The following is a 25,849-nucleotide window of genomic DNA, read 5'->3' as shown; positions in this document are numbered from 1 at the left end:
TTTAGTGAAACAATGGACGGAAGCTAGGGTAACCCTTCAGAGAATTACAAGTATTCTTAAGTGAGACGGGGGAAGTTGGACGGGGTTTGTTCAACGTACTTGTAACCGCACCCATTGCACATACAGCCAATATCTCAACCACTAAAGTGCGCCTACAAGACCAAATTCCGGTGGGAAACCGCAACTTCGGCAAATGAGTGACGTGAACAGCACAATTTACGGTTACATAGCCATATTTGGTACTGTTGACGCAACTTTTCACTATCAATTTTTAGGAAAAACTGGATTTTTGCATCACTTTTTATGATCCCTGTTTAAACGATCCAGCGGACTGATGATCCGTTGCCGTTCCTCATTACTAAGGTGGGTATAGATTTCGGTTGTCTTACTACTGGCGTGCCCGAGAAGATCCTGAATATGACGCAGGCTCGTCCCACTTTCAAGGAGATGAGTAGCGTAGCTATGGCGCAAGGTGTGCACCGTAGCGTGCGCGTTGATTTTGCTCTTATCCACCGCCTTGCGCAGAATGGCCTGTACACTTCTACGGCTATACTGCCCACCACTTTGTCCTTCAAATAGCCAGTAGGACGGTCGGTACTCCTTGAAATATTCTCGAAGTTCCACCAGCAAACTATCCGAAAGCGTAGTGTACCGATCCTTCTTTCCCTTTCCACTGGAGACAAAAATTTGCTTCCGGTCCGAGTGAATATCCTGAATCCTCAGATTACAAAGCTCTCCTAAGCGTAATCCTCCACTGTAAATAGTTTTCAAGATACAACGGTGCTTTAAATTATCCGTAGCCTGAAAAAGCCGGCTTACTTCCTCCATGCTCAATACCCCGGGAAGCTTCTTCGGTTCTTTCGGCCTTAGCTGTATAAATGCCTTCTCCCTTCCTTCTACCTGCTCCAACCAAAATTTGATTGCATTGAGCAATTGATTCTGAGTAGCTTCCGAATAGCTACCCGCTTCCGTTCGTTTTACGATATAAGTCCGAATCACCTCACTCGTCACCTGTTCCAGGGTCAATTTGGAATGATCGGCCAAAAATCGCCGCAAATGACTCAAATAACTCTTCACCGTCCGCCAGCTATACCGCCGCACTTTCAATTGCTCCTCCGTCCGGTGCAGGGCATTTTGCCAGTGCACTGGCAATACTTTTGGCGGAAAGGAACGCTTCGGGCCTCGGGCTGCTGGCTGCTGGCGTGCGGGCGGATGGGGCCTGCCCTGCTCCTTAGCGTCCGCCGCTCCCCCACCCGACCAGATGAGGCAATCCGGCCCGAAGGCAGCCCTCAGGTACTCCAGGCTTTCTTTCCGGGCGGGGGCTGTCCATCGTTTCCGGCGCTTATCGAAGCCGATACCAACCATTCCTGCCGTCCGTTCATAAAAGTTATCTACGTAACCTTTGGGCTTGAAGCTGTATCGGGCAAAATCACCGTCCCATTCCTTATTAGACTTGTTGCGAGCTCACTTTTCGAGCGAGCGACGGCAAATTTTGTTTTGAACAAGGCGCGAAGAGGGAGCTTGGCCTTAGCCAAGTGACCGATGATGCAACGCAATTCAGGATAAAATTTGCCAAGCGCAGCCGAAAGGGTGAGCTCGCAACAAGTCTATTGATGAGCACGCGTTCCATAATCGTTGTTTCCGGCAAAGGAGAGGTGTCAACGCCCAATTAGCCGTTATTTATACGTATACTTACGTTTATAAGCGTATATATACGGATATGAAAACGCTTTTGGGGGCGCGGACGCAGGTGCAAGGGGAGGACCGTAGGAGCAAAGAGAGGTGGAATTGCTGAGCACGCTTCGAGGTCCTGAAAACGAGAGTCCAGGACCTCGAAGCGTACATTTTCCGTAGCGGAGCGAAGGATAAAATGTTCCTTTCCCTTCGGGGCTGCTTCGCGGTGAGGGTCCGGCGTCGAGTATGCGTTTGCCCTGGCGGGCGATGTAGTCACCCGATGATAAATAGGCGGCCTGGGCATCAATCTATGGATTACTGCCAAATCAAATATCTAGTATCGCATATCGCCAATCACCTACCTTTCCACCCCGCCTTCACGCCCAGCAGCGCCGCCGCGCCTACGGCGAACAGGTAAAAAGGGTACAGCAGTGCTGTGAGAGGATACCAACGCAGGGGGGGCTCCTGCCCGTAGTGGCGGGCGATGTCCCGCAGGAGGACGAAGTCTACGATGGCCTTGCTGGCCCAGGCCAGCAAGGCGGCCGGGAGCAGGCCGGGCCACCAAATGCCCAGCGGCAGGGAGCAGACGATGGCCGCGCAGAGCGCCCAGGTCAGCCCCTGCCCGAATTGCAGCTCAGGGCTGACGTAGCTGCCCGCCTTACCCGCCCAGCGGAGGCGTTGCCGCCAGAGGCCACGCCAGGAGCCGACCGGACGGGTAGTCACCACGGCCCTCCCCGGCTTCCAGGCGGCGGTAGCACCAAGCGCATTGAACTTGTGGAGGAGGAGCACATCGTCTCCGGAGGGGAGGTGATCCACGCCGGCGTAGCCGCCGGCCGCCAGAAAAGCCTCCCGGCGGAAGGCGAAGCACGCCCCGTTAGCCAGCGTCGGGGCGCCGCCGGCTACGCAGGCGGCCGTATAGAGCTGGTAGCCCGCGAAGTCGAGCGCCTGAAAGCCGGAGAGGAAGTCGTCCGCCGGATCGATGAGCACCGGGCCGAGCACAAGGCTTACCTCCGGGCGGAAGGCAGCGGCGAGTTCCTTCAGCAGCGTGGGCGGAAGTTGGCAGTCGGCATCGGTGGTGAAGATGAGCTCGGCCGTAGTGTTGGCGATGCCGTAGGCCAGCGCCTCTTTCTTGTGGGCGACGACCGAGCGGCCCTTCAGGTGATCCGCTAAGGACAGCAGACGGAGGGCTATTCCCTGCGCTTTAAAAACTTCCATTGCACCTGCGACCGCGCCCGCCCCTTCATCTTCCGAATGATCGTCGATCAATATCACCTCGTAGTCATCCGTCGGATACGCCAGCGCCGCCAGGGAAGCCAGTAGCGCAGGCAGGTTCTCTGCCTCGTTCCGGAAAGGGATGAGGACGGCAAAAGAGGGTTGCTGCTCCCCTGCCCTTTCCTGCACGGCGATGCTACGCCACCGACGGTAGTTTCGCCATTGCCAAAGGGCGTAGGCGAGCGTGAGAAGGAGAATGGGGGGGAGGAAATTGATGATATGCTATTTTGTAAAACCTCTCCCCCAACCCCTCTCCAGAGGAGAGGGGCTGGGGGCAGGGCTAACGCATACTATCCGGACACTCAAAGGAACTCAGCAATTTCGCCTCCGGCTCCATAGCTGAGCACACTTCGAGGTCCTAGACTGCCAATTTAGGACCTCGAAGCGTGCATTTTCCGTAGCGGAGCGAAGGATAAAATGTTCCTTTCCCTTCGGGGCTGCTTCGCGGTGAGGGTCCAGCTTCGAGTATGCGTTAGCCCTGGGGGCCGGGGGAGAGGTTTCCTCAGTCAGGGCCTGGGGGAGAGGTTTCCTCAATCAAACAACTCATCATAATCCGTGCCCTTATTATCCTTACGGGCCAGTGGCTCCGGCTCCGGCGGAAGCTCCTCGTAGGGAATCTCCAGTTCCATGGGCTCAACGGGGACTTCCTCGTACTCCGCCCATTTACCGTTTACCTGCTCGTCCATTTCCACGGCCCGTTCGCGCAGCTTCTTCTTGAACAGGGCCATACCCAGCAGGTAGGCGGAAACGATGGGAAAGAGAACAAAACTCAGGATACCACCCGCCAGGCCCATGATCCAGTTCTTCTGAAAGAGGCGCTTGATGCTGCCGATGTAGCCGAGGAACACCTTATGATCGATGATCAGGGAGGCGATAAAAATGATGGGTGCGGCCCACCATAAGATGCTGAAGAACCAGCGTACGAACTGAAAAAGAACGTAAAGAATAACCAGACCGATGAGTAAGCCACCGATACCGCCGAGGGGAGAACGATCAAAAGGGGAACGTGATTGGGCCATGAAAACTATAGATTTTTGTTGGACGATCGGGCTCTGAACCCGACACGTTGATAAAACTATCCTTTGGGCGCAGAGGTTGACTAAGTAGTGCTGGCGGCGGCAAATTTTCGGCGAAAGACGTTGTTTCACCGTCAGAAAGGATGTTATCAGGCTTCCTCTGGCAAGTTTCTGTGGCGAATATGGGTAATAGAAATGACTATTGCTTCCAGGTTTTCAGCATTCAGCGGACAGCATTCAGGCATGCCTGGCCTGAATGCTGTCCGCTGAATGCTCCAAGTCTTTAAGAAATCGGACGAATTATGCGCTCATTTCTGCCATCTGCTAGACAGACAGGTACGCTCCATTGGCTCTAGCCCGCCCCAATTTCGTAATTTTGTGCCCTTATGAACTATCTACGTATTGTTTTCCTCCTGTTTGTTGGGCTGCCGCTGGCGGCGCAGTCAACGACCATCACCGTGGAATCCACTGGCTGCAAGGCCATGAACGTCTACTCCTTCAATGGCGCAGGCTTCGATCTGGTACAAGCTTTTGATGCTGGTGATAACGGTAGCTGGACGACTACCCTTTATATGGAAGCTCCGGCATTTCGCTACGTTGGTTCGGCGCCAAATGACGTGCTACCGCTCGTGTTGGGTGCGGAAAAGGCCATCGTGATCAGTGGCCGCTGCCGTCAATTGAAGGATGCTGTTGTTTCAGACTCTCCGGTTAACAGCCGTTACAAAGAACTGAAAAAGCAGTTCCAACAGAACAATGAGGCTTTCTCCATCACCATGCGGGCCTATAACAACGCCAGGATAAAGGGAGACACCGTAACCATGAAGCAGGAAACCGCTGCGCTCCTTACTATCGACCAGCAGAAGCGGGAGCTACTTGAAAGTGTAGGGGCTCAGGATCCACTGCTGGCCAAGGTGGTCACCTTGAACACTTACCTCAGTTTTGTGACGGAGAATAAGGGAAAATATTCTAACGAGCTGGACTACTTCGTGAACACCTACTTCCAGTTTGTGGACTACGAAAACGAGCAATACAACGATCTGCCCTGGACTTTCGAAGGCAACCGCAACTTCGCCAATACGCTGGCCGGAGCCGTTCCCGGAGAACGGCTGGCGGATATTCTTTTGTCCGTCTATAAACCCTGGCCGGAAGGCAGCCGGGCGCAATTCTTTGCTATGAGCGGTGGCTTCACCGCCCTTGAAAAGGTAAAGCACCCAGCGGGAATCAAGCTCGGGGAAGCGATCGTTGAACGCTTCGGGGAAAAATTCCCCCTCCCGGTGAAACAGATCCGCGATCAGCTAACGGCTCTGTACAGCTTCCGGATCGGTGCGGAAGCTCCCTTATTCGCTGGCGACAGCCCCGAAGGAGAAACCGTAAGCCTGGAGAGCCTGCGCGGCAAAGTAGTCCTGATCGACTTCTGGGCCAGCTGGTGTGGCCCCTGCCGCAAGGAGAACCCGAACGTCGTGCGGGTCTACAACCAATACAAAGACCAGGGCTTTGAGATTCTGGGCGTCAGCCTGGACAAGACCAAAGCCCGCTGGGAGCAGGCCATCGCGGCTGACAAACTCACCTGGCTGCACATTTCCGACCTGAAGGGCTGGAGAAGTCAATTCGCTAAACAATACGGCGTATCGAGCATTCCACAGACCGTACTGGTCGACGCTGAAGGCAAGATCATGGCCCGCAACCTGCGCGGCAAGGCCTTAGAACAAAAACTGAAAGAGGTTTTCTCTTCCGGGAAATAATCGGACAACTACCCCATATTTAAGTGACCCAAATGAATACTTTTAAATCACGCCTCATCGCCGTAGGGGTTGCCGTTGCCGTAACGGTGGGAATTGACCAGTGGACCAAGTTCCTGGCCATCGATCACCTGCAGGGGCAGCCGGAACAGTTCTTCTTCAACGATATACTGCGGCTCACCTTTGTGCGTAATACCGGTGCGTTCCTGTCTCTGGGCTCTGATCTGGGGCCGGTTTTGCGTCCGCTCTTGCTCAACATTTTCCCGGCCGTTCTACTGCTGGGCTTACTCTACTACATCTTCCGCGAGAAGCGGCTCAACAGATGGCAAACGGTAGCACTGGCCCTCATCGTCGGTGGTGGCCTGAGCAACATCGTTGACCGCCTGATGTATGGTCACGTAGTCGATATGCTGCACCTGAAGGTCGGCAGCCTGCAAACCGGCATCTTCAATGTTGCCGACATGGCCATCATGGCCGGTATGTTCATGATGCTCCCCTTCGCCTTCCAGAAAGACCCCGAAGAGGAAGAAGAAACGGAGGAACCGCTTCCGCAGGAGACGACGGACGAGGCGGTAACGGGCTAAGTGAGTTGCCGGTTGCGGGGTGCAGGAAGCCAGCTTGAAGGTTGCAGGTTGCCAGCTCGAAGAGCTTCGTAATACAGCACCGGGTGTGCTTCGCAGCTGCCTTCGGCGGTAAGCCGGAAACGCATCAATATTCCCATAAACATGACACCAAGATTTCTCCTCTCCCTTTTGCTATTGCTCTCTGTTCCCCTCTCGGCCCAGCCGGAGCGACAGGGAGAAAACTGGCATTTCGGCAGAGCCATCAGCGTCAGCTTTGCGACTGGCACCCCGGTGCTGGCGCCACCGTCCGCTATGGATGCCTTCGAGGGCGTAGTATCCATGAGTGATACAAACGGCCAGCTGCTGTTTTACACCAACGGTGGTGGGCAGCCAGCCGGTAATAATCAGAGCCCCGGCATCATCTGGAACCGTAACCATGAGGTGATGCACGACATGCGCGGAGAGGAAGGCGGTGGCTTCAGTGCCCGCCAGAGCGCGATTGCCATGCCGGACCCCGCCGGCGAAGCCGGCGTGTATTACCTCTTCACCATGGAGGAGTCCGAGTTTGACGTCGGCGGCGCCATCCCGGGCCAGCCCAATGGCCGGGGACTGTCCTACTTCATCATTGACATGAACCTCAATGGCGGGCTCGGCGGCGTCCGGCTGGCGAACCAGAACGTGATTGATCTGGTCTACGAAGCCCTGAGCGCCACCCCGATGGCCAGCGGGGAGGGCTTCTGGATCGTCTGCCACTCCAACGATGACGATGCTCCTTTCATCGTCGTAACACCACTAACGGCTTCGGGTGTCGGCACACCGGTGGTGGTTCCCCGGCCGGCCGGCGACGTAGGGGGCATCATCAAGTTCAGCCCCGACGGGCAGTTCATCTGGCTCGATGGCTCCATCTTCGCCTTCGACGCCGCGACGGGAACGATTAGTGAGAACTCCTCCCTGGATTTGCCCGACGTAGACCCCGGCTCCGTCACCTTCACGCCGGATAGCCGCTTCCTGTACGGAACGCAAAACTTTGCGGCCCTGGGCGAAGTCATTGTCCGCTATGACCTCTCGGACGGCAGCCGCATGGACATCGCCCGATTAGAGCGAGTACCCGGCGAGACAAACCAGCAGAACGCAGGCTTCCAAATCGGCCCGAACGGCAATATCTACTTCGTGGAAGAAAGTATCGATGGCCCCAATGGCGCGGAGTACGGGCTGAGTGAGATTATCTGTGTATCCAGCCCCGACCCAACGGTTAACCGTTTCATCCTTGATTTTGAGGCCTTCCGGGACAACAATTTTTCGCCACAATCACTGCCCAATTTCGTAGATGCCATTTTCGCCCAGCCCGTGGTAGCGGACACGCTGGTGCTGGATACTACAACGGTTTACACCTGTAATCAGGAGCCGCCACTGCTCAACGCGCGGGAGTTTGGGACGGACTACCAATGGTCCGACGGCAGCAACGGGGCCAGCCTGCTGCTGCAGGAGAGCGGCACTTACTGCGTAACCATCACGGGGGGCTGTCAGCCAACCATCGACTGCCAGCGGGCCATCATCGAGCGGGGAGACGTGAACCCCGTGGAGATTGAATTAATTGATAATGGCTGCGAGGGTTTTCTGTGTCGCATCGTCCTGAATGCTGACCTTCCGGTAGACAGTGTCGTTGTCATCGGCAGAGGGTCAATTCCTAATGGTATTCTGCCTCCTTATTACGAGGAAACCTTTTTTGGTGATACCGTTATTGCCCCTAAACCAAGAGGCATTGAAGGGGAGTCCATTCAGGCACAAATTCGTAACGCCTGTGGCGCGCGTACCGTCTTTCTTGACTTTACTGCGCCGGAGGACAATCGCTTCGCGCCACAGATCGACCGGTTAACCGAAGAGGCCCTTTGCACGGGTGTTGACCTGGAGCTGGAAGTCTTTAACCCAGGCTCCATCGCCATTACGGATATCCGCTGGTTTGACGGTGAAACGGACAATCCACGGACTTTCATCGCCGACCCGGCGGAAGATTACTTCGCCACTGTTTTCAGTGAGTGTGGGGATTCAACGGTGGTTGACTTTAGCGGCGACATTGCGGAGGTCTGCAACTGCGAAGCCGAAGTGCCCGAAGTCATTACGCCCAACGGCGACGGTGTCAACGATAACTTCCGACTGTTTTCGAATTGCCCGCCAGAGGATTACTCCCTGGTCATTTACAATCGCTGGGGACTTAAGGTTTTTGACAGCATTGACTTCAATGAAGGCTGGGACGGGACGGCGGATGGAACTCCACAGGAGGCGGGGAGTTATCTCTACCTGATGTCTTATCTGTTTCCCGGAGAGGAGGAGCCCGAAGTTCGGGAAGGCGGCTTTATGTTGATTCGGTAGAAGGTGCGATCCTCTTGGACGCCCGAAGGTCGCTACGGCGACGCTTCGAGGTCCGGAACCGGAAGATCAGGCGGACTTCGAAGCGTCCTGGAAGCACCTTCGAGCGTCTGTGTTACCCGAGCTTACGATTGACCTGAGCGGAGCGGAAGGAAAAGCGCAGAGAACCGCACGCTGCTGCGCAGCTGAATTTTCGGACCGGTACTTCGGCTTCGCTCAGCAACCAAGGTCCTCGACCGATAAACCGGACCCTCAAAGGAATCGGCAATTTCGCCTCCGGCTACAGGGCCGACACCTTCGAGGTCCTACGCCCAGGGCAACGGTTTAAAGGACCTCGAAGGTGCGCTGCACGAAGCGAAGCGGAGATCAGCGTTCCTTTGAGGGTCCGGTCTGCTTACCTTTGCGCGAAAAAACAAGCACGCTGCTGCGCAGCTGAATTTTCGGACCAAGTTCTTCGACCAAAACAAACCCCATTTGAAGCCAAACATTTACTCTTTTCTGGCGTGGCTGTTGCTTAGTTCTTTATCCGCTGCAGCGCAGCAGACGGTCACCGTTATGAACAACGAAGGAGAGCCGCTGATTGGAGCCTACGTTTGGTTATTGCCGGATTCGACGGTCTTGGGGGAGACGAATCTGGAGGGAAAAATGCGGATCAATCAGGAGCTAAAGCCAACGCAGCGGCTGCAGACCTCCTACCTGGGCCATGAAGACCTCAGCATTAGCTGGCGGGAGGTTCTACGGGCAAACGGGCAAATTATGCTAGCCGTTGACGAAGGGTTTTCGACCCTCGCGCCCGTCGTCGTTGGCCGGCGCAACGAGGCCTACACCCAGCTGCCGTACCAGATAAAAACGGTGGATCAGCAAGCCATCAGCCAGGCGCAGAGTCTGACGACGGCGGATGCGCTGGCGGACCTGAGCGGGGTCTACGTGCAGAAGTCTCAGTTCGGAGGAGGCAGTCCGGTGGTCCGGGGTTTTGAGGCCAATCGGGTGCTGCTGGTGGTCGATGGCGTGCGGATGAATAACGCCATTTACCGCAATGGGCACTTGCAGAACGCCATCACGGTAGACGCGCTGGCGCTGGACCGGATGGAGCTCATTTTCGGGGCCGGGGCACTGGCCTATGGCAGCGATGCGATTGGTGGGGTGGTGCATTTCAGAACGCAGCAGCCGGAATTCAGGGCGCGGACGCAGGATGCAGTGGAAGGACAAGGAGCCATGAATTTCAGCTCGGCGGCCAAAGCACTCACTCTCGGGGGTAAGCTCAGCTACGGAGCAGAGAACTGGGCCGGTCTCACCCTGCTGTCAACGACCTCCACCTCGCACCTGCGCGCCGGCGCCCAACGCCCCGATCGCTATCCGGATTTCGGGCTTAGAACCCAATACATCGATCGGGTGAGAAACGAAGACCGCCTCGAGGAAAATGAGGATCCCAACGTACAGATCGGCACCGCCTACTCCCAATTCAACTTGCTGCAAAAGCTTCGTTTCCACCTGAAAGATCAGCTCGAACTCAGCGCCAATATGCAGCTCTCCACCACTACGGATGTGCCTCGCTATGACGCCCTGACCGAACGGAGTGGCGGCGCGCTCCGCTTCGCCCGCTGGGATTACGGCCCCCAAACCCGGGCCATGGCCAGCCTCCGGCTCGATGACCGGCGGCCAACGGCGCTCTACGACATCGCTACCTACCTGATTTCTCATCAGCTCATCGAAGAAGACCGCATCAGCCGCCGGGTCAATGACCCGCTGGAAGAAAATAATCTTGAAACCGTACAGGCGACTAATCTCCAGACTGACTTTGCCAAAGAAGTCGGTTTCTGGACGGTCCGCTACGGCCTCGATCTGCGCTACGACGGCGTCAAAAGTGAGGCTTATTTCCGCGACATCAATTCTGTGGAGAATCGTCGCCTTGACGGATTAGCGACCCGCTACCCGAGTGGAGGCAGCAGCCTGGCCGCTGGCGGCATCTACCTCGATGCCGGGTATGACCTGGGCAAAGACTGGCTGATTCGTGGCGGCCTGCGCCTGAGCCGGCAGCGACTCTCCGCTACCTTCCAGCCAACGGATCCGGTGGAATGGCCAACGGAATATCTCGATGGCATTAGCAACACAGAAAGCGCGGCAACCGCCGCACTGGGTCTGCGCCACGAGGGCAAAACGCACGGCTTTCGCGCCCTCTACGCCCAGGGCTTCCGGGCGCCCAACATCGATGACTTTGCTAAATTCCGGGAAAGTAACGGCTTTATCCAGGTACCGAACCCCAACCTGCAGCCCGAGCGATCACATACGCTGGAAGCCAGCTACCGCAACGGAAAAGCAGGTGGCGACTGGTGGGTGGAGCTGACGGCCTACCATAGCTGGCTCCGCTCGGCGATTGTTCGTCGTAACGGAATACTGCCCGACGGCAGTTCCTTTTTTGTGAGCCGGAGAGATACTCTCTTCGCCCAAACGAACGTCAACGCCGAAAGCGCACGGGTGTATGGCTTTGACGTGTCCGCCCGCTGGCGATTTGCCCCCGATCTGACCCTCCTGGCCGACGCTCACGCCCTACGCGGCATCCGCCGTCAGGCCGCCCCGGATGGGGTAATCCTCTCCCTGCCGCAGGACCACATCCCCCCACCCTACGGCAGCCTCACCCTCCGCTACGACAACCAGCAGTGGGCCGCCGGCCTCCGCCTGCGCGGTCAACTCGCCAAAAATCCGGAGGACTACGCCGTGGGCGAAATCACCGGCACGGCCGGCAACTACACCTTCAGCAGGCTCGGCACTGCCGACAACCTGGAGCTCACCCCTTACTTGTCAGAGGAAGATCGCTTCGCCGGAAGCTACGCCTGGTGGACGGCTAATCTCTTCGCCGAATACCGGGCCTCGGAGCGCTGGACCTTCCGCTTCAAGGTCGACAATCTCTTTGATCGGCATTACCGGACCTTTGCGAGCGGGGTCTCGGCGGCGGGGATTGATGTGGGGGTGGGAGTTGGGGTGGCTTTTTGAGGGGGGCTGCTGCGCAACGGGGAAGGTCGACCAAAGATTTTCACCGCGATAAGCATAGAGGATGCATTGTCATAAGCTTCTCCCTAAAATCAAAAGCGTGTGTAGTAACAATCCTGTTACTACACACCACGAATGAAACGGAAAAATTTGGCAGATAATCGTCTGAGGTGGAAGTTAACCTCCCTTCATCAGCTAACCATCGCCGTTTACGCAATGATGCTCTTTACTGCTTGACCAGTTGCTTTACTTCCTCCCCTACCCGGACCAGATAAACGCCTTTAGGCAAGCCCTCCAGGGAGAGAGTTATTCGTGCTTGTCCAGCACGGATGTTTACGGTTCGAATCAACTTCCCGGTGACGGTCATCAGGCTGAAGGTTTGAGCAGAATGTCCGTCACTCAATAATAATTGTGCCTCCTCACTGGCTGGATTAGGGAACAAGGAAAACCCTTGTTCCGTGACGGACGGCGTGAAGGTCAACATCTCGACGGTTGAATAAGAGTACGTTCCTCCAAAATCAACCTGCCGGAGCCGGTAGTAATTAGTGCCCGGAGCCGGGGCCAGGTGATCGAAGCTATAGCTGGAGGTTACACCTTGTTGCCCTATTGCTGCGCGAACGGTGGCCAGCGGGCTGAAGTTGAGACCATCGGCACTCCATTCTACCGAGTAGTAATCATGGTCGGTTTCATCGCTTACAGCCCAGTCCAGGCGGGCCGTTTTATCCACTTGTCGAGCGGTGAAGCTTTCCCAGGAAACGGGGAGGGCTACATCACAATCTGCTGAAGTTGACGTGAAAGTGGTATAAGCGGGTTCATCTGTGTCAGATCCGCCGCCAGGCAGATTAATGCTCACCGTCAGGCTTAACGCAACGTCTTCATCAAAAGACATACTTTCGCCTACTCCGAGGGTTAAGCATACCTGGTGCAGAATAACGGGAACCCCAGCGGTAACGGCCAGGCTGCCCGTATTACCAGAGGGCTGAAACTGGAGTACATTGAATCCTCCACAGAATGAGTCATCGAGATCGGTATTATCAGTCATCGTACAGGAGCTACCAAGTAAGGACGCTGACCCACCATTTACACAGTTGGCAAGGAAGCCAAACGTATAACTCGTGGCCGTACCAGTGAGGGACGGTGTGTAAGAAAGTCCGTAGCACTGTTGGCCAACAGAACAGTCGGTGTCTGGGCCACAGCCTTCACCAGGTTCCAGGAACACCCAGTCTAATGATTGGCCGGACAAGGTACTCGAAGCAGTAGCCAACAGGCTCAGGCATAAGATTATTTTGTATAACATCTGTCGTTTTTTCCGTATCAAAAAAATAATAAAGCAGAGCAAATAAACAGCTCCGAAGTGGCCAGTTTCTTTCTGACATACCCATTGGGTAATATTGGCACTGGCACACTCCGGAGATGAATTATTCTGGTGGGAGAGCTTCTCACTTCCGAAAACAAATATAGATCAGCACTAGCGCTGAATGACAAATTTTTGAGAAAGCTCGTCTTTAGCCGTACTTACGTTTAAATAGTATAGTCCGGAAGGCAATTCCGCTACATCAATCGTTTGAGACACACGGGTAACTGCTTCCCACTTTCGCAGTTGACGCCCCGTCGCATCCAATAAACGGTAGTTCGCTTTAGCAGCCGTATGGTGAAACTGTATCTGTAAATCAGAGATCGCCGGATTAGGAGACAAGTACAAACTAATTCCATCCCCTTCACCACTAAAGCCAGCTACGCCTTCCAGGTCAGTGTTGACCACTTCTCCAGTATAGGCTTCGTCACAAGCTGAGCGATTATGCTTAAAAATAAAGGAACGAAATTCCGGACGTTCGGTCATCGCATTACCATCCCGGAGGTCCAGGCTGGTGGTCATGCCACCAATTTTATCCGCGACAAACTGTAACTCCGTGGACTTACCAGCCGTCTGCAGGCAGATTTCGTGCAGGTAGGTAGTCTGGCCCGCTTTTACCGTAATCGTTCCGCTGTTACCGGAGCTGTGCAACAGTAAGAGGCCCGCTTCTTCACAAGCTTCTTCCTGAGAACTGTTATCGGTCAACAACAAGGAGCGATTGCTAACAATAGCGCTATTGCCGCCGTCGCAATCCACCATAAAATTGGTCGTATAGCTGGTCAAAACACCCGTTTGAGCGGGCGTATAGGCAAGGGTGTAGCAGAGAAGGTTAGCATCACAATCCGTACCATCGGTATAGTTGACATCAGTGACTTGATCTCCGGGAACCCAGTTCATTTGTTGTGCGTCCAATTCTACCCCCATCAGGAAGGTACTTAGCAGGACAAAGAATATTCTGTACATAATATATTTTTATTCCCGGGCGATAAAGACAGGCATTACCGCCCGGGATATTAGATTAATGATTAGAAACACTACTAGTCCCCTAATACTAGTCGAAGCGAATACCACTAGTCTTATTCTGGTTATTCTTCCATTGTGTTTCGTCGTTACTTTCTACCTGAGAGCTTTGGTCGAAGTCACCGAGATAGTAGCCCCGAAGGTTCTGTAAAATGCTCCAGGTAGTGCGGTCAGCGGAATTAATACCCACTCGGGAAGACACCTGCTCGGCATTACCGGAGAACATAGACCAGGCACCGTCAGTCTCTTCTTTCTGACCAAAGCGGAAAATAGGAGCGTAGCTGTTCTCAGTCGTAAAGTCATGCGTGATGTGGCTTCCATCAGCAGCCATCGTGGCTTCTGCCATAACGGCCAGGTGATTGCGGTGCTCAACGATGATCTGGTAAGTACTTCCAGCATCCAGCGTAATGGGGCAGGCTTCAGGGAAGGTTACTTCGCCGGTGTTATGCAACCAACCTGTACAAGTCCAGACATCATTGGCTGGCTGAATACCATTCTCACGAACCGTTACGATTACCCAATCAGCAACGTGAGCGGGGTATGGAACCTCACTTCCCGTTGCTCCGGGAGCAGAAACATCGCCGTATCCTTCACCCGTATGAGCACTGTAGAACCAGGGAGCTTCCTGATAAGGATGACCAGCAGGAGAGAAATCAGCAAAGAGTCGGATAGAGAAAATCGGAGACATTGCCTTATCCTGGCCAGGTAAAAGATGGTTCTCGTTCAGGAAAGTGCTCAACAGACCCGTTCCGGCATCATAGGTACCTTCAGTGAACACCCGGATGTTTAACCCAAGACAGTCAATGTTGTAGGTAAACGTCCAGGTAGTTTCCGTACCACCACAGTCCGTGTACGTCCAGGTGTAGGTAACGGTACCGCTACAGTCACCCGTAGTGTAGTTGTCAGCAATTACGGGTCCAACGGCCGTTAGCACGTTTCCGCAAACATCTTCGAAGGAAGGTGGTGTAGGTTCTACTACATCCAGTTCCGTCTGCACGTCCATGCTAATCGCAACGGGGCCACCCATTTCCGTAGGCACTGCACCATCAGTGATGGTTACATTCTCGTAAACAACCGAGGCCATGTTACCGCAGATGTCCTTACCCGTTACTGTAATGGTAGCTGGGCAGGTACCTGAAGATTCAACCGTCAAAGCAACATCACCGGTGCAGTTGTCACTGGCGCTGGTCGCATCAATGGCGGCCTGTTCGGCAGCGGCGCGGTCAGCGTAGCAATCCGTTGGCAGGGTGCCAAGCGTAAGCTCGGGAGCAGTGTTATCCTCCACCTCGATGACATGGTCGACGGTAACGTCGTTGCCACAAGCATCGGTGATGGTGTAGGTACGGGTGATGATCAGCTTGACCGGGCAAGTACCCGCTTCACTAACGTCATTGTGCGTAACCACCAGCGCAGCGTCAGCTGTGCAAGCATCGAAGATATCGAATCCGGTGCCGAGTGCTTCCAAATCAGCTACCGTGGTAACGGCAGCAGGAGCAACAGAGGCATCACAACCTTCTACGGTCGTCAACTCAGGAGCTCCAGTTACACCTGGATCAGTGGTGTCCGTAATATTGATAGTCTGCGTCAACGTTGAAGCATTATCGCAGGCATCCATTACCGTGTAAGTACGAGTGATCACCAATACATTAGGGCAAACACCAGCAAGGCTGGCGTCGCTATGGCTTACGGCCAGATCACCGTCCACTGTACAGGCATCACTGATGAGTACGCCACCGGCCATTTCTTCCAGCTCAGCTACGGAAGTAGCCGCGGCAGGAGCAGCAGAGTCATCGCAACCTTCCACATCCGTGGCACTCAGGGTACCAACTACTTCAGGGGCCGTTGTGTCCTCAATTGTAATTACCTGAACAACCGTGAAGCTATTATCGCAGCGGTCCGTAATGGTATAGGTCCGGATAATGATTATCTTAGCCGGGCAAGTACCAGACTCTTCGGTATCAACAAACGTAACAACCAAGTCAGCGTCATCGGTGCAATTGTCCATTACGTCCAGGTCACCCGCCAGGGCTTCCAGGTCGGCGATGGTCGTAACAGCATCTGGGGCGGTGCTGGCATCACAGCCTTCTAAAGTGATCGGTAAGAGTGACCCCGTAGCACTTGGCACTTCCAGATCCTGGATGATGAACTGGTGACTTACCTGAGTGGCGTTGCCACACGCGTCCTTTACCGTGTAAACACGTGTCAACACTCTCGGACAATCATCGGTGAGGAACTGCATGAACGTCACTTCCATATCGGCATCCGCCGTACAGGCGTCCATAATATCGAGGTTGCCCTCCAATTGCTCAAGTTCCGAAACGCTAGTAACCGCATCCGGCGCATCATCTGCATCACAGCCATCAAGGGTCGTGGGAGTGATGACGCCCATTGCCGTCGGGGCCGTAGTATCGTTCAAGGTTAATGTTTGCGTAACGGTACTGCTACGGTCGCACTCATCCGTGATGGTATACGTACGGGTAACGGTAACCGGGCAGCTGCCCTGGCTGTCATCAGTGTAAGTGACCATCAGGTCCTCGTCGGGCGTACAATTATCAGTGATGTCAAAGCCGACAACACCAAGTGCTTCTAGTTCAGCGATGCTGGTAGCAGCCGCGACATCCGAAGCCACACAGGCCTCTACTTCCATCGCTTCCAGCGTCCCGTCAACGACAGGGCCATCAGCATCAATGCGGGTATTGTAAACAACGTCAGTCGTCAGACCACACTGGTCTGTAGCGGTAACGGTGATTACTGCGGCACAAGTACCTACCGTAGCAACGCTCAATTCAGGGGCGCTGACGCTGGTGCAATCATCGGTAGCGGAGGTGGCGGCTAAGGCCGCCGCTTCCGCATCAGCAAGGGTGAGGTAGCATTCATCAATGGGACCTGTACTGGCGACTACCGGACTTTGGTTGCCCGAAGCCGTGGCCGTTTCATAGGCAGGGTTGTCCGTAACCTTCAGGACCGGATCAATACTCCTGAAGCCAGCAACGTCGATACTCATCGTAATGTTGGTGATGGCATCTTCAACCAGGTCAATCATCTGATCAGCGGGGATGCTCAAACAGATTTGGTGGAGGATAATGGGCGTATTCTTCGTTAGAAGGACCGCCTGGCCACCAGGAAGAATCCCGGAACCTGAAGAGTTGAACAAAATACCGTTACCACCAGCACAGTCGGCGGCATCGAAGCTATTGTCTACCATAACACAACTCGCGTTGCTGATGAGCGGCGTATTACCCTCAACACAATCGGTGGTGAAGCCAGTCGTGTAAGAAGTCAGCGTACCGGTCACTCCGGGGGTGTACTCGAGGCCATAACAGAATACGGCGGCACAGCAGTCAGTATTGGAGGTACAGGCAGCGTTATCGCCGGCATCAAGCAAAATCCACTGAGCCGTAGACAGCTCGTCAGTCTCCGCATCACAATCGTCATCGATGCTGTTACCCGGGATCTCCCCTACACACTCACCAACGGTGATGGTGGAAATGGTCATACAGCCCGGGCGATCAGCGTCGCGGATGGTAATATCATAAGTCCCTTCCGTTAATTCGTCAAAGAAATCACTGCTCTGGTACTCTCCGTCGCCCAGGCGGTACTCGATGTCAGCATTACCGTTCTCACAAGAGGTACAGGTAGCTGAGATGGTTACCGTACCATCATTGCCGCAAACTACGCGAGTACTGATGACTTCATCAATCTCGATCTCACAGCACTCAAAGTTGGTATCAGTTACGTTGATACTTACGTCACAGGTCTGGCTGTTGCCATGGCCATCGCTGACTTCTACCGTAAGGATGGGAGCCACCGCGGCACCAAAGTCGGCACAGGAATAAGTCTGCGGACCGCCCTGAATGGCGGGCGTCAAGCTCGTCGCACAATTATCACCAACACTAGTGAACAGGTCCGTAGCAGAGACCGTAACCATAGCATCGGTGCCAAGATTGGCGTTGAAGCTCGTGACACATTCCAGTGTCGGATCATCGTCGTCGTTCACCGTCAAGGTAACCTGGCAGCTTTCGGCGTCGTTGTTACCAACGGCATCCATCAGCGTTAGGGTAACCACTATTTCGTCGCCATGGCCGTAGGCCGTCGACAGGCCAGCTACAACGTCCTGTACAATGACATTGCTGCCTAAGCCACAGTTATCGGTAGCGTCGGTTACCTCAGTCGTCAGGTTCGGAATTTCCACTTCACAGCCGGCCTCACCGGTTGTGGTGATGGTGCGGGCTACTACCGAAGGGCAAGTGAAGGTGGGGCCTTCGTTGTCCTCCACCGTAATGGTAAACATACAGTTGTCAGTACCAACAGCATTGGCGGCCGTAGCCGTTACCGTCGTCGTACCCACCGGGAAGCTGGTACCAGGGTCCTGGCTGTAAGCGATCGTGCTGGCGGGGATGCCTGCTGTCTCTATAGCCGCGAAGCTGACAATTGCACCGCAATCACCCTCGTCGTTGTTGACCGTGATGTTGTCCGGGCAAATGATGTCTGGTGCTATACCACTAACGGTAATATCAAAGGAACAGCTAACCGTGTTCTCGCTTGGGTCTTCGGCTTCGAAAGTTACCGTCGTTACACCGATCGGGAAGGTCGCGCCACTGGCAAGACCAGCCGTCTGGCTGACCGTGGCCGAGCAGTTGTCCGTAGCCGTAGCGTCAGCGAAGGTCACCACTGCACCGGCGGCGCTGGTGGCGATCACGCTAATGGCTTCAGGGCATTCGATCATTGGTTCCTCGGTATCCTCGATCAGCAGCGAGATGTTGCCAATAGCCGTTACATCAGGTATACAGCTGGATTCATCACCAAATTCAGCGATATAACCGGTTATGGAAGAGAAGGTAAGTGGCCAGTCATTCCACTGCCCACGCGATGCTGGGTCAGACGGTTCATCTAGCATCATTCCATAATCCTCGTTGTTACCAGAATTACTTGGATTCGCAAAGTGCCAATTGGTGTAGAACCCATTTTGAGCAGCTCCATTATTAAGACCATTCCAAAAAACCTGTCCAGCTTCCGGGCCGGTCATCCATTTCCACACCCCTTCGGCTTCTGCATCAGAAGCTCCGATCCAGGAGTTACCCCCGATTCGACTGACGATGAAATTGTTCTCGTTTTCTGATGTTATCGTCGGCAGGTAGCCAGACATACCAAAAAGCGTTTGAGCTTCAGCTGCAATCTTAGCATCCGTCCAGCTAATCTGGGGAGCGTCAAAGTATTTGTAGTAGTGTCCGTTTTCACTGTAGAACAAGTCTGAACCTTCCGTCTTAACGATATACGTCATCGCTATACTTCCCGTCACGCCATCAGCTGGAGTAAAGGTAAAGGTGCCATTTTGATTATCTTCAATCGTTCCATCGGTGGGATTTACCAGGTTGACTTCCTGTATTATCAAAGTTGCGCCATTGCTGGCTACATCACCATCAAGTAGAGTCGCTGCTGAAATGTTTACCTCCGCAGTTGGGCAGCTTGTGCCCAAGTCTTCCGCATCCGTAGTGATGGTGAAGAAGTCAGGGTTTTCTACTGTTTCCACTGCAACGATACAGCTGTTGTCAGTATTCGTCCCATCTGATACGGTCACGGTTACATTGGTCGTACCTACACCAACTAAATCCGTTTGGCTCAAGGCGATGGTAGGGATCAAGCCACAGTTATCGGTAACAATCAGACCGAGATCTACTGGTGAGATCGTCGTCTCTCCGCAAAGGTCGAGAGTAATTTCTGCCGTAGTGGGACAGATGAAGGTCGGCGCCTCCGTATCCTCCACCGTAACGGTGAACGTACAGTCATCAGAACCAATAGCATTCGTAGCTGTAGCCGTTACCGTCGTCATTCCAACCGGGAAGCTGGTACCAGGGTTCTGGCTGTAAGTGATCGTGCTGGCGGGGATACCAGCTGTTTCGGTGGCCGCAAAACTCACAATCGCACTGCAATCTCCTGCATCATTGCTGACGGTGATGTTATCAGGGCAGCTGATGTCTGGTGCTACACCGCTAACGGTAATATCAAAGGAACAGCTAACCGTGTTCTCGCTCGGATCTTCGGCTTCGAAAGTTACCGTAGTTACACCCATCGGGAAGGTCGAACCGCTGGCAGGACCAGCCGTCTGGCTGACCGTAGCGGAGCAGTTGTCCGTAGCCGTTGCGTCAGCGAAGGTCACCTCAGCGCCGGAGGCGCTGGTGGCGATTACGTCGATCGCTTCGGGGCAGGTAATTTCAGGCGCTTCGGTGTCAGTAAGCGTAAGTGTTATACTGCCCACTGCTGTAAAATTCGGCGTACAGCCAATACTACCACCGTACTCTACTACATAGCCTTGAATCTCATTTGTACCTGTGCGATCTTCAGGATAATCGTTCCATTGCCCATTGGTCCGAAAGTGAGCGTAGCTCTCTCCGTTAGCATGGGGGAAATTATTCGGTTCATTTACTTGCCAATTGGTGTAAGCGCCATTAACAGGACTACCATTTGCCAAACCTTGCCAAAAAGCAGTACCTGCTTCCGGGCCAGTAACCCATTTCCAGGTATTCGGCACCTCTAAATCCGTAGCGCCCATCCAGCCCTGGCCTCGTAGTTTGGTTAGAACAAAGTCCTGTTCTGCCTGAGAAGTGATCGTAACCAGGTACCCTTGTTGTCCGAATAGGCTCCTCTCTTCTGCAGCTGTTTTAGCATCGGTCCAGGTAATATCCGGGGCAGTTACAAATTCATAGTAATGGCCATTTTCATTAAAGAAGAGGTCATCTCCTTCAGCTGTCACCAGGTACTCAAATGCAACTGCGCCAGAGAAATTTGTAGCAGGTGTAAAAGTAAAAGTACCATCACCATTATTGACAACTGACCCCTGTGTGGGATCAACCAACGTCAGGTCCTGGACTTCGATGTTCCGCCCATCGGAGGCATTATCGTTGCCAAGTAGTGTTGCTGCTGAAATAATGACAGCAGCGCCAGGGCATTGATTACCGAGGTCATCTGCCTGAGTCGTGATGGTGAAAGCTTCCGGGTTTTCCACTGTAGTAACGGCAACGACACAGCTGTTATCAGTATTCGTCCCATCAGATACTGTAACCGTTACGTTCGTTGTACCTGCCCCCGTTAAGGTGGATGGGCTTAGCGTGGTAGTTGGATCTGCAACGCAGTTATCAGCAACAATCAGACCGAGATCTACTGGTGAGATCGTCGTCTCTCCGCAAAGGTCGAGAGTAATTTCTGCCGTAGTGGGGCAGGTGAAAGTCGGTGCTTCGGTATCCATACCCGCAGCAACCATAACACCTGTTTCACTGACCGTACAGCTACCGTCACTGGCATCCGTAGCCGTAACGGTGTAAGTACCGTCGGGAAGGTCGCTGAATACGTTAGCATTCAGTGTACCTACAGCTGGAGAGATGGTATAAACGATTCCGCCGGTGCAGGTAGTACAGGTAGCATTGACGGTGATGGAGCCATCATCTGCACCTGGGCAACCTTCAGCGGTTGGGGTGGCGGAGGTGATAGTGATGTCACAACTTGCTATTGCTAAGCCACCGACAGCAAAGGAAAACTCTCCGTCGTCGTCCTGGCAAGCATCGTGCGCTACGGTCACCGTAGTGGCCGTAGCGGCACCGGCAACGGTAGGCGCATACACCACGTCGAAGGTAGCCGTGCCGCCACCAGCTACGGTAGTTGGGGCACCAGCCCCAATGGTGAAGGCCGCATCACCGGTAATGGTGATGTCGCTAAGGATAAGCTCATCCGTTCCGGCATTGCTGATGGTGAAGGTGCGGGTCAGTGACTCACCGGTCAAAACATCACCAAAGTCGGTATGATCCGCAACAGCGGTAGCCGTCTGACCATCGGTGATGGCCGCAGCATTACCCGTAGCGGCGATCTGTGCTATCGTAAGCGTAGCAACACCAGCAACGGGTGTGGGACTGAAGGTGTTGGTATTGTTAATCACAGCGTTGTTCAACACCTGATAGGTATCGCCATTACCGCTGTCGGTAGCGGAGCCACCGGCGTCTCCCCAGAAGTTACCGCTGGCATCAACGTTTGCATCTTGCCGGGCTTGTATGCCCGTGATATTACAAACAAAGTTGTTGCCCGTAGCATTAGCGGCAACATCGGTTGACTTCAGATCGACATACAGACCGATGTTATTTGCTTCGATCAAGTTACCGCTTACCGTTGGGCTGCTGGTGATCGCAGCACCCTGAAGAACAGATATGGCATAGGTTCGGCCTCGAACACTGTTCCCAGTAACAACCACACCACTACAACCTAATGCCCTGATCCCCTGAAGGTTACCAACATTCTCATCCGGAGCTTTCAGAGTAAGGCCTTCGACCCGGCCGTTCTCTGAGGTGTTAAGTTCAACGGCAAATGCGCCGAAGGGTCCGATCTGGTCAGCCTCAGTGAGGGTAATTTCCGTACCCGCAACCGAGCCATCCGATACGATAATCCCAGGCATATTGTTCACGTATACCCCTCCATTACAGTCCGTAAAGCTATTGCCGGAAGCCTCTAATCGCATGTTTTCAACATCGGCTGCAACGCTCTCAAAATGCAGGGAACCGTTATTGAAGCCACCGCCACAGTTCGTCAGGGCATTGCCGGTTACGGTAGCGTTTTCGCCGCTTCTAATGAAAATGCCTTTAATTGTGTTGTTCGTAAGGGTGTTGTCCATTACTGAAGAGTTCACACAGTTATCCAGCTGCACTCCAATCAAGCGATCAGTAATCGTTGCGCCACTTACGGAAAGGTTGGCGGTGCTCGCCCCGAACAAGCCAGTGCCGCTAGGCCCTGTTCCACTGTAAGATAGATCGAGGTCGGTTAGCGTAGTATTGGGGCTACTTTGAACCTTTAAGTTGGTCCCAGCAACGGAAGCACGACCGTCGTCGTCCGCGAGTATGACCTCTGCGGGCGCGACATTCTTAACGGTCACTCCATCCATATTATGAATCCAAACGGCGTTTGCACCACCAGCGAAGGTGTTCCCGCTGACGTTCATCCGTGGGCCGCCATCAGCCGAAATGCTTAGTAGCTCCAGCGCGTAGCGGCTACCAGCACCTCCGGAGGTGCCAATGGTGTTACCGGTAACCGTTACGTTGCTACCGTCCGATACGCGAATGGCGGTAAAGTTTGCATTACTAATATTGCTATTCGTGACGCTTCCTGTTGCGGAGTTGTAAACCTGAACACCAACAGACCGGCGATCAACCGTCAGATTGTCTACCATTAAATTGGCACAGCCACTGGCGTTGAGTCCGATTCCGTTGATACCGCTGGCACCATTATCGAAGCTTAAGTCAAAATCGGCAAGACTTACGTTAGGGCAGTTTTGAAGGTAAAGGTTCGTTCCTCCTACGGTTTTTCTGCCATCGTTGTCTGGTAAAAGCACTTCAGGAGACCCGGTGTTTGCGATCGTAACCCCGTCCATTGCTGCAATCCATACGGCATTTCCTCCGCCGGAGAATGTATTTCCGCTCGCCGTTAACCGGGAGCCACCTACGTCTGAGATGTTATTCAGCTCGAGATTATATCTACTACCGGCTCCTCCGCAACTGGTAAAGCTATTGCCCGTAACCGTAGCACTGCTTCCACCATTAACTCTTATACCAGTCCTACTGACGTTAGTCAGCGTATTATTGGTGACGCTTACGGTTTCGGAGTTGTCTACTTGAAGACCATTACTACGGCGGTCAATCGTCAGATTGTCTACCATTAAATTAGCACAGCCGCTGGCGTAGAGCCCGGTTCCGGTGATACCGCTGGCACCATTATCAAAGCCTAAGTCAAAATTGGCAAGACTTACGTTAGGGCAGTTTTGAAGGTAAAGGTTCGTTCCTCCTACGGTTTTTCTGCCATCGCTGTCTGGTAAAAGCACTTCAGGGGACCCTGTGTTTGCGACCGTAACCCCGTCCATTCCTGAAATCCATACGGCATTACCACCGCCGGAGAACGTGTTTCCGCTCGCCATTAACCGGGAGCCACCTACGTCTGAGATGTTAAACAGCTCGAGATTATATCTACCACCCGCTCCTCCGCAACTGGTAAAACTGTTGCCCGTAACCGTAGCACTGCTTCCACCATTGACTCTTATACCAATCGTATTGACGTTAGTCAGCGTATTATTGATGACACTTACCGTTTCGGAGTTGTCTACTAGAAGACCATTACCACGGCGGTCAATCGTCAGATTGTCTACCACTAAATTAGCACAATTAAGGGTACTGAGCCCGGTTCCGTTGATACTGCTGGCACCATTATCAAAGCCTAAGTCAAAATTGGCAAGACTTACGTCGGCACAGTTCTGAAAGCGAAGGTTGGTTCCGCCTACGGTTTTTCTGCCATCAGTGTCCGATAAAAGCACTTCAGGAGACCCGGTGTTTGCGACCGTAACCCCGTCCATTCCAATAATCGAAACAGCGTTTGATCCACCGGAGAAAGTATTTCCGCTCACTGTTACCCGAGAGCCACCTACCGCTGAGATGCTATTCAGTTCGAGATTATATCTACCAGCGCCTCCTCCGCAGCTGGTAAAGCTATTGCCCGTAACCGTAGCACTGCTTCCACCAGTAACCCCTACACCAATCGTATTGACGTTAGTCAGTGTATTATTGGTGACACTTACCGTTTCGGAGTTGTCTACTTGAATACCATTATTACGGCGGTCAATCGTCAGGTTGTTTACCGTCAAATTGGCGCAATTAAGGGTGCTGAGCCCGGTTCCGGTGATACCGCTGGCACCATTATCAAAGCTTAAGTCAACATTGGCAAGACTTGCGTCGGGACAGTTCTGAAGGCGAAGGTTCGTTCCTCCCACGGTTTTTCTGCCGTCGTTGTCCGGTAAAAGCACTTCAGTCGATCCGGCATTTGCAATTGCAAGGCCGTCCATTCCAGCAAGGAATACGGCATTTGCACCGCCGGAGAACGTATTGCCTGCCATCGTCAGGCGGTCGCCTGCAACATCGGTCATACTTGCAAGGTTAACAATATAGCCACCGGCCGCGCCACCACAATCGATAAATTCATTGTTCGTGATCGTCACGTCGCTACCACTGGTTACTTCGATGGCGGTTCTGCGAATTAGCTCGAACTTACAATTGGAGATTTCAACGTCTGTCCAGTTATCAACGTCAATCGCCAGGTTGTTGCCAAAATTACCAGCTGCTCCAAGAAATCCAAGGTTAGTGATGGTTAGCCCCGTCTTGGTTCCGACAGTTCTTAAAAGCCCCACCGTTCCACTAAGGATGAAGTTTGGTACACCTCCCGTTGAAGTACCGTTGATGGATACCGGCTCGGTGATGATCAATGTAGCCGTAGAGGTCATCGTTCCCGTAGCAGTGATATTAATCACATCGGCGGCAGCATCCAGGTTTGCCTGAGCGATTGCCCAGGGAAGAGAGTTAACCGTAGCCACATCTGCACTGGTGTTGTTGACCGTGTATGTCGTCTGTGCCGTTAATGGAAAGAAAACTCCAAATATTAAGACAGCCAGTAAAGCGGCACGCCATTGAGGGGGAGAAAGAGGATTGAAGCAGAGCATTGGAATAAGCGTGTTTTGATGAGAAGAGAAAGACCAAATCGATGAATTGACATAGGGATGTCCGTTGAGCCCATGAGCTCATTCCACCATGATGAGGTGTATTTTTTATCGTGCGTCAGGTTGTAAACCTTACTCCTTTAAGTTGTCATCTGAAGGAGTATATCAAGTTGTAAGTAGTAGTTTGTTCCTGTTTGTTTAGCGTGTGTTATCTTTTGAAGATGATTCAAATGTATAGGGAGACAGCAGTCTCTTCTTTTTTTTTCAGCCAAATGTTCTGAACAACACATTCCTTTGTTCTGAATGGTAAATTCTTGTTCTAAAACAATGCTTTACAGTCGTAG

At 53.5% G+C, this 25,849-nt stretch carries 10 protein-coding genes; 4 read left to right on the top strand and 6 right to left on the bottom strand.

Annotated features, from left to right (window positions below; genetic code table 11):
- Positions 1-294: 294 nt before the first annotated feature.
- From BM123_RS11690 to BM123_RS11680, 3 genes are all read right to left on the bottom strand, one after another.
- A complete protein-coding gene (locus BM123_RS11690) occupies positions 295-1,365 on the bottom strand; it encodes a tyrosine-type recombinase/integrase (protein WP_090168606.1) in 1,071 nt (356 codons plus the stop codon).
- Between the two features lie 663 nt (positions 1,366-2,028).
- Complete coding sequence (locus BM123_RS11685; protein ID WP_175489343.1) at positions 2,029-3,075, bottom strand: glycosyltransferase; 1,047 nt, start codon at positions 3,073-3,075, stop codon at positions 2,029-2,031.
- A gap of 401 nt (positions 3,076-3,476) precedes the next feature.
- Entirely contained in the window at positions 3,477-3,965 is a 489-nt protein-coding gene (locus BM123_RS11680; protein WP_090168603.1) for a hypothetical protein, read from the bottom strand.
- A 383-nt stretch (positions 3,966-4,348) separates the two neighbouring features.
- Between BM123_RS11680 and BM123_RS11675 the strand changes: the two genes are divergently transcribed.
- The 4 genes from BM123_RS11675 to BM123_RS11660 all read left to right on the top strand — a co-directional run bounded on the left by BM123_RS11675 (position 4,349) and on the right by BM123_RS11660 (position 11,622).
- Positions 4,349-5,704 carry a TlpA family protein disulfide reductase gene (locus BM123_RS11675; RefSeq protein ID WP_217642159.1) on the top strand — a complete coding sequence of 452 codons (1,356 nt, stop codon included), beginning with the start codon at positions 4,349-4,351 and terminating at the stop codon, positions 5,702-5,704.
- A gap of 32 nt (positions 5,705-5,736) precedes the next feature.
- Positions 5,737-6,285, top strand: a complete 549-nt coding sequence (gene lspA / locus BM123_RS11670; protein WP_090168600.1) for a signal peptidase II — start codon at positions 5,737-5,739, stop codon at positions 6,283-6,285.
- A gap of 141 nt (positions 6,286-6,426) precedes the next feature.
- Positions 6,427-8,634 (top strand): gliding motility-associated C-terminal domain-containing protein, encoded by a 2,208-nt coding sequence (locus BM123_RS11665; protein WP_090168597.1) that lies wholly within the window; start codon positions 6,427-6,429, stop codon positions 8,632-8,634.
- Positions 8,635-9,105: 471 nt separating this feature from the next.
- Positions 9,106-11,622 carry a TonB-dependent receptor gene (locus BM123_RS11660; RefSeq protein ID WP_090168594.1) on the top strand — a complete coding sequence of 839 codons (2,517 nt, stop codon included), beginning with the start codon at positions 9,106-9,108 and terminating at the stop codon, positions 11,620-11,622.
- A gap of 223 nt (positions 11,623-11,845) precedes the next feature.
- On the opposite strand, the gene BM123_RS11655 is transcribed toward BM123_RS11660, so the two are convergent.
- The 3 genes from BM123_RS11655 to BM123_RS11645 all read right to left on the bottom strand — a co-directional run bounded on the left by BM123_RS11655 (position 11,846) and on the right by BM123_RS11645 (position 25,508).
- Positions 11,846-12,916 (bottom strand): T9SS type A sorting domain-containing protein, encoded by a 1,071-nt coding sequence (locus BM123_RS11655; RefSeq protein WP_090168590.1) that lies wholly within the window; start codon positions 12,914-12,916, stop codon positions 11,846-11,848.
- A 171-nt stretch (positions 12,917-13,087) separates the two neighbouring features.
- Complete coding sequence (locus BM123_RS11650; protein ID WP_090168586.1) at positions 13,088-13,936, bottom strand: T9SS type A sorting domain-containing protein; 849 nt, start codon at positions 13,934-13,936, stop codon at positions 13,088-13,090.
- An 88-nt stretch (positions 13,937-14,024) separates the two neighbouring features.
- Entirely contained in the window at positions 14,025-25,508 is an 11,484-nt protein-coding gene (locus tag BM123_RS11645; RefSeq protein WP_090168584.1) for an HYR domain-containing protein, read from the bottom strand.
- Positions 25,509-25,849: the final 341 nt, after the last annotated feature.

This window comes from Neolewinella agarilytica (assembly GCF_900110645.1).
Lineage (GTDB): Bacteria > Bacteroidota > Bacteroidia > Chitinophagales > Saprospiraceae > Neolewinella > Neolewinella agarilytica.
Note: the sequence above shows the minus strand (reverse complement) of the source record. Positions and strands in the feature narration are given on the sequence as shown.

What these genes read in the sequence shown, in the direction of transcription:
- BM123_RS11690 (WP_090168606.1), bottom strand. Translation starts at nt 1,365, where the DNA reads ATGGTTGGTATCGGCTTCGATAAGCGCCGGAAACGATGGACAGCCCCC.
- BM123_RS11680 (WP_090168603.1), bottom strand. Translation starts at nt 3,965, where the DNA reads ATGGCCCAATCACGTTCCCCTTTTGATCGTTCTCCCCTCGGCGGTATC.
- BM123_RS11675 (WP_217642159.1), top strand. Translation starts at nt 4,349, where the DNA reads ATGAACTATCTACGTATTGTTTTCCTCCTGTTTGTTGGGCTGCCGCTG.
- lspA (WP_090168600.1), top strand. Translation starts at nt 5,737, where the DNA reads ATGAATACTTTTAAATCACGCCTCATCGCCGTAGGGGTTGCCGTTGCC.
- BM123_RS11665 (WP_090168597.1), top strand. Translation starts at nt 6,427, where the DNA reads ATGACACCAAGATTTCTCCTCTCCCTTTTGCTATTGCTCTCTGTTCCC.
- BM123_RS11655 (WP_090168590.1), bottom strand. Translation starts at nt 12,916, where the DNA reads ATGTTATACAAAATAATCTTATGCCTGAGCCTGTTGGCTACTGCTTCG.
- BM123_RS11650 (WP_090168586.1), bottom strand. Translation starts at nt 13,936, where the DNA reads ATGTACAGAATATTCTTTGTCCTGCTAAGTACCTTCCTGATGGGGGTA.
- BM123_RS11645 (WP_090168584.1), bottom strand. Translation starts at nt 25,508, where the DNA reads ATGCTCTGCTTCAATCCTCTTTCTCCCCCTCAATGGCGTGCCGCTTTA.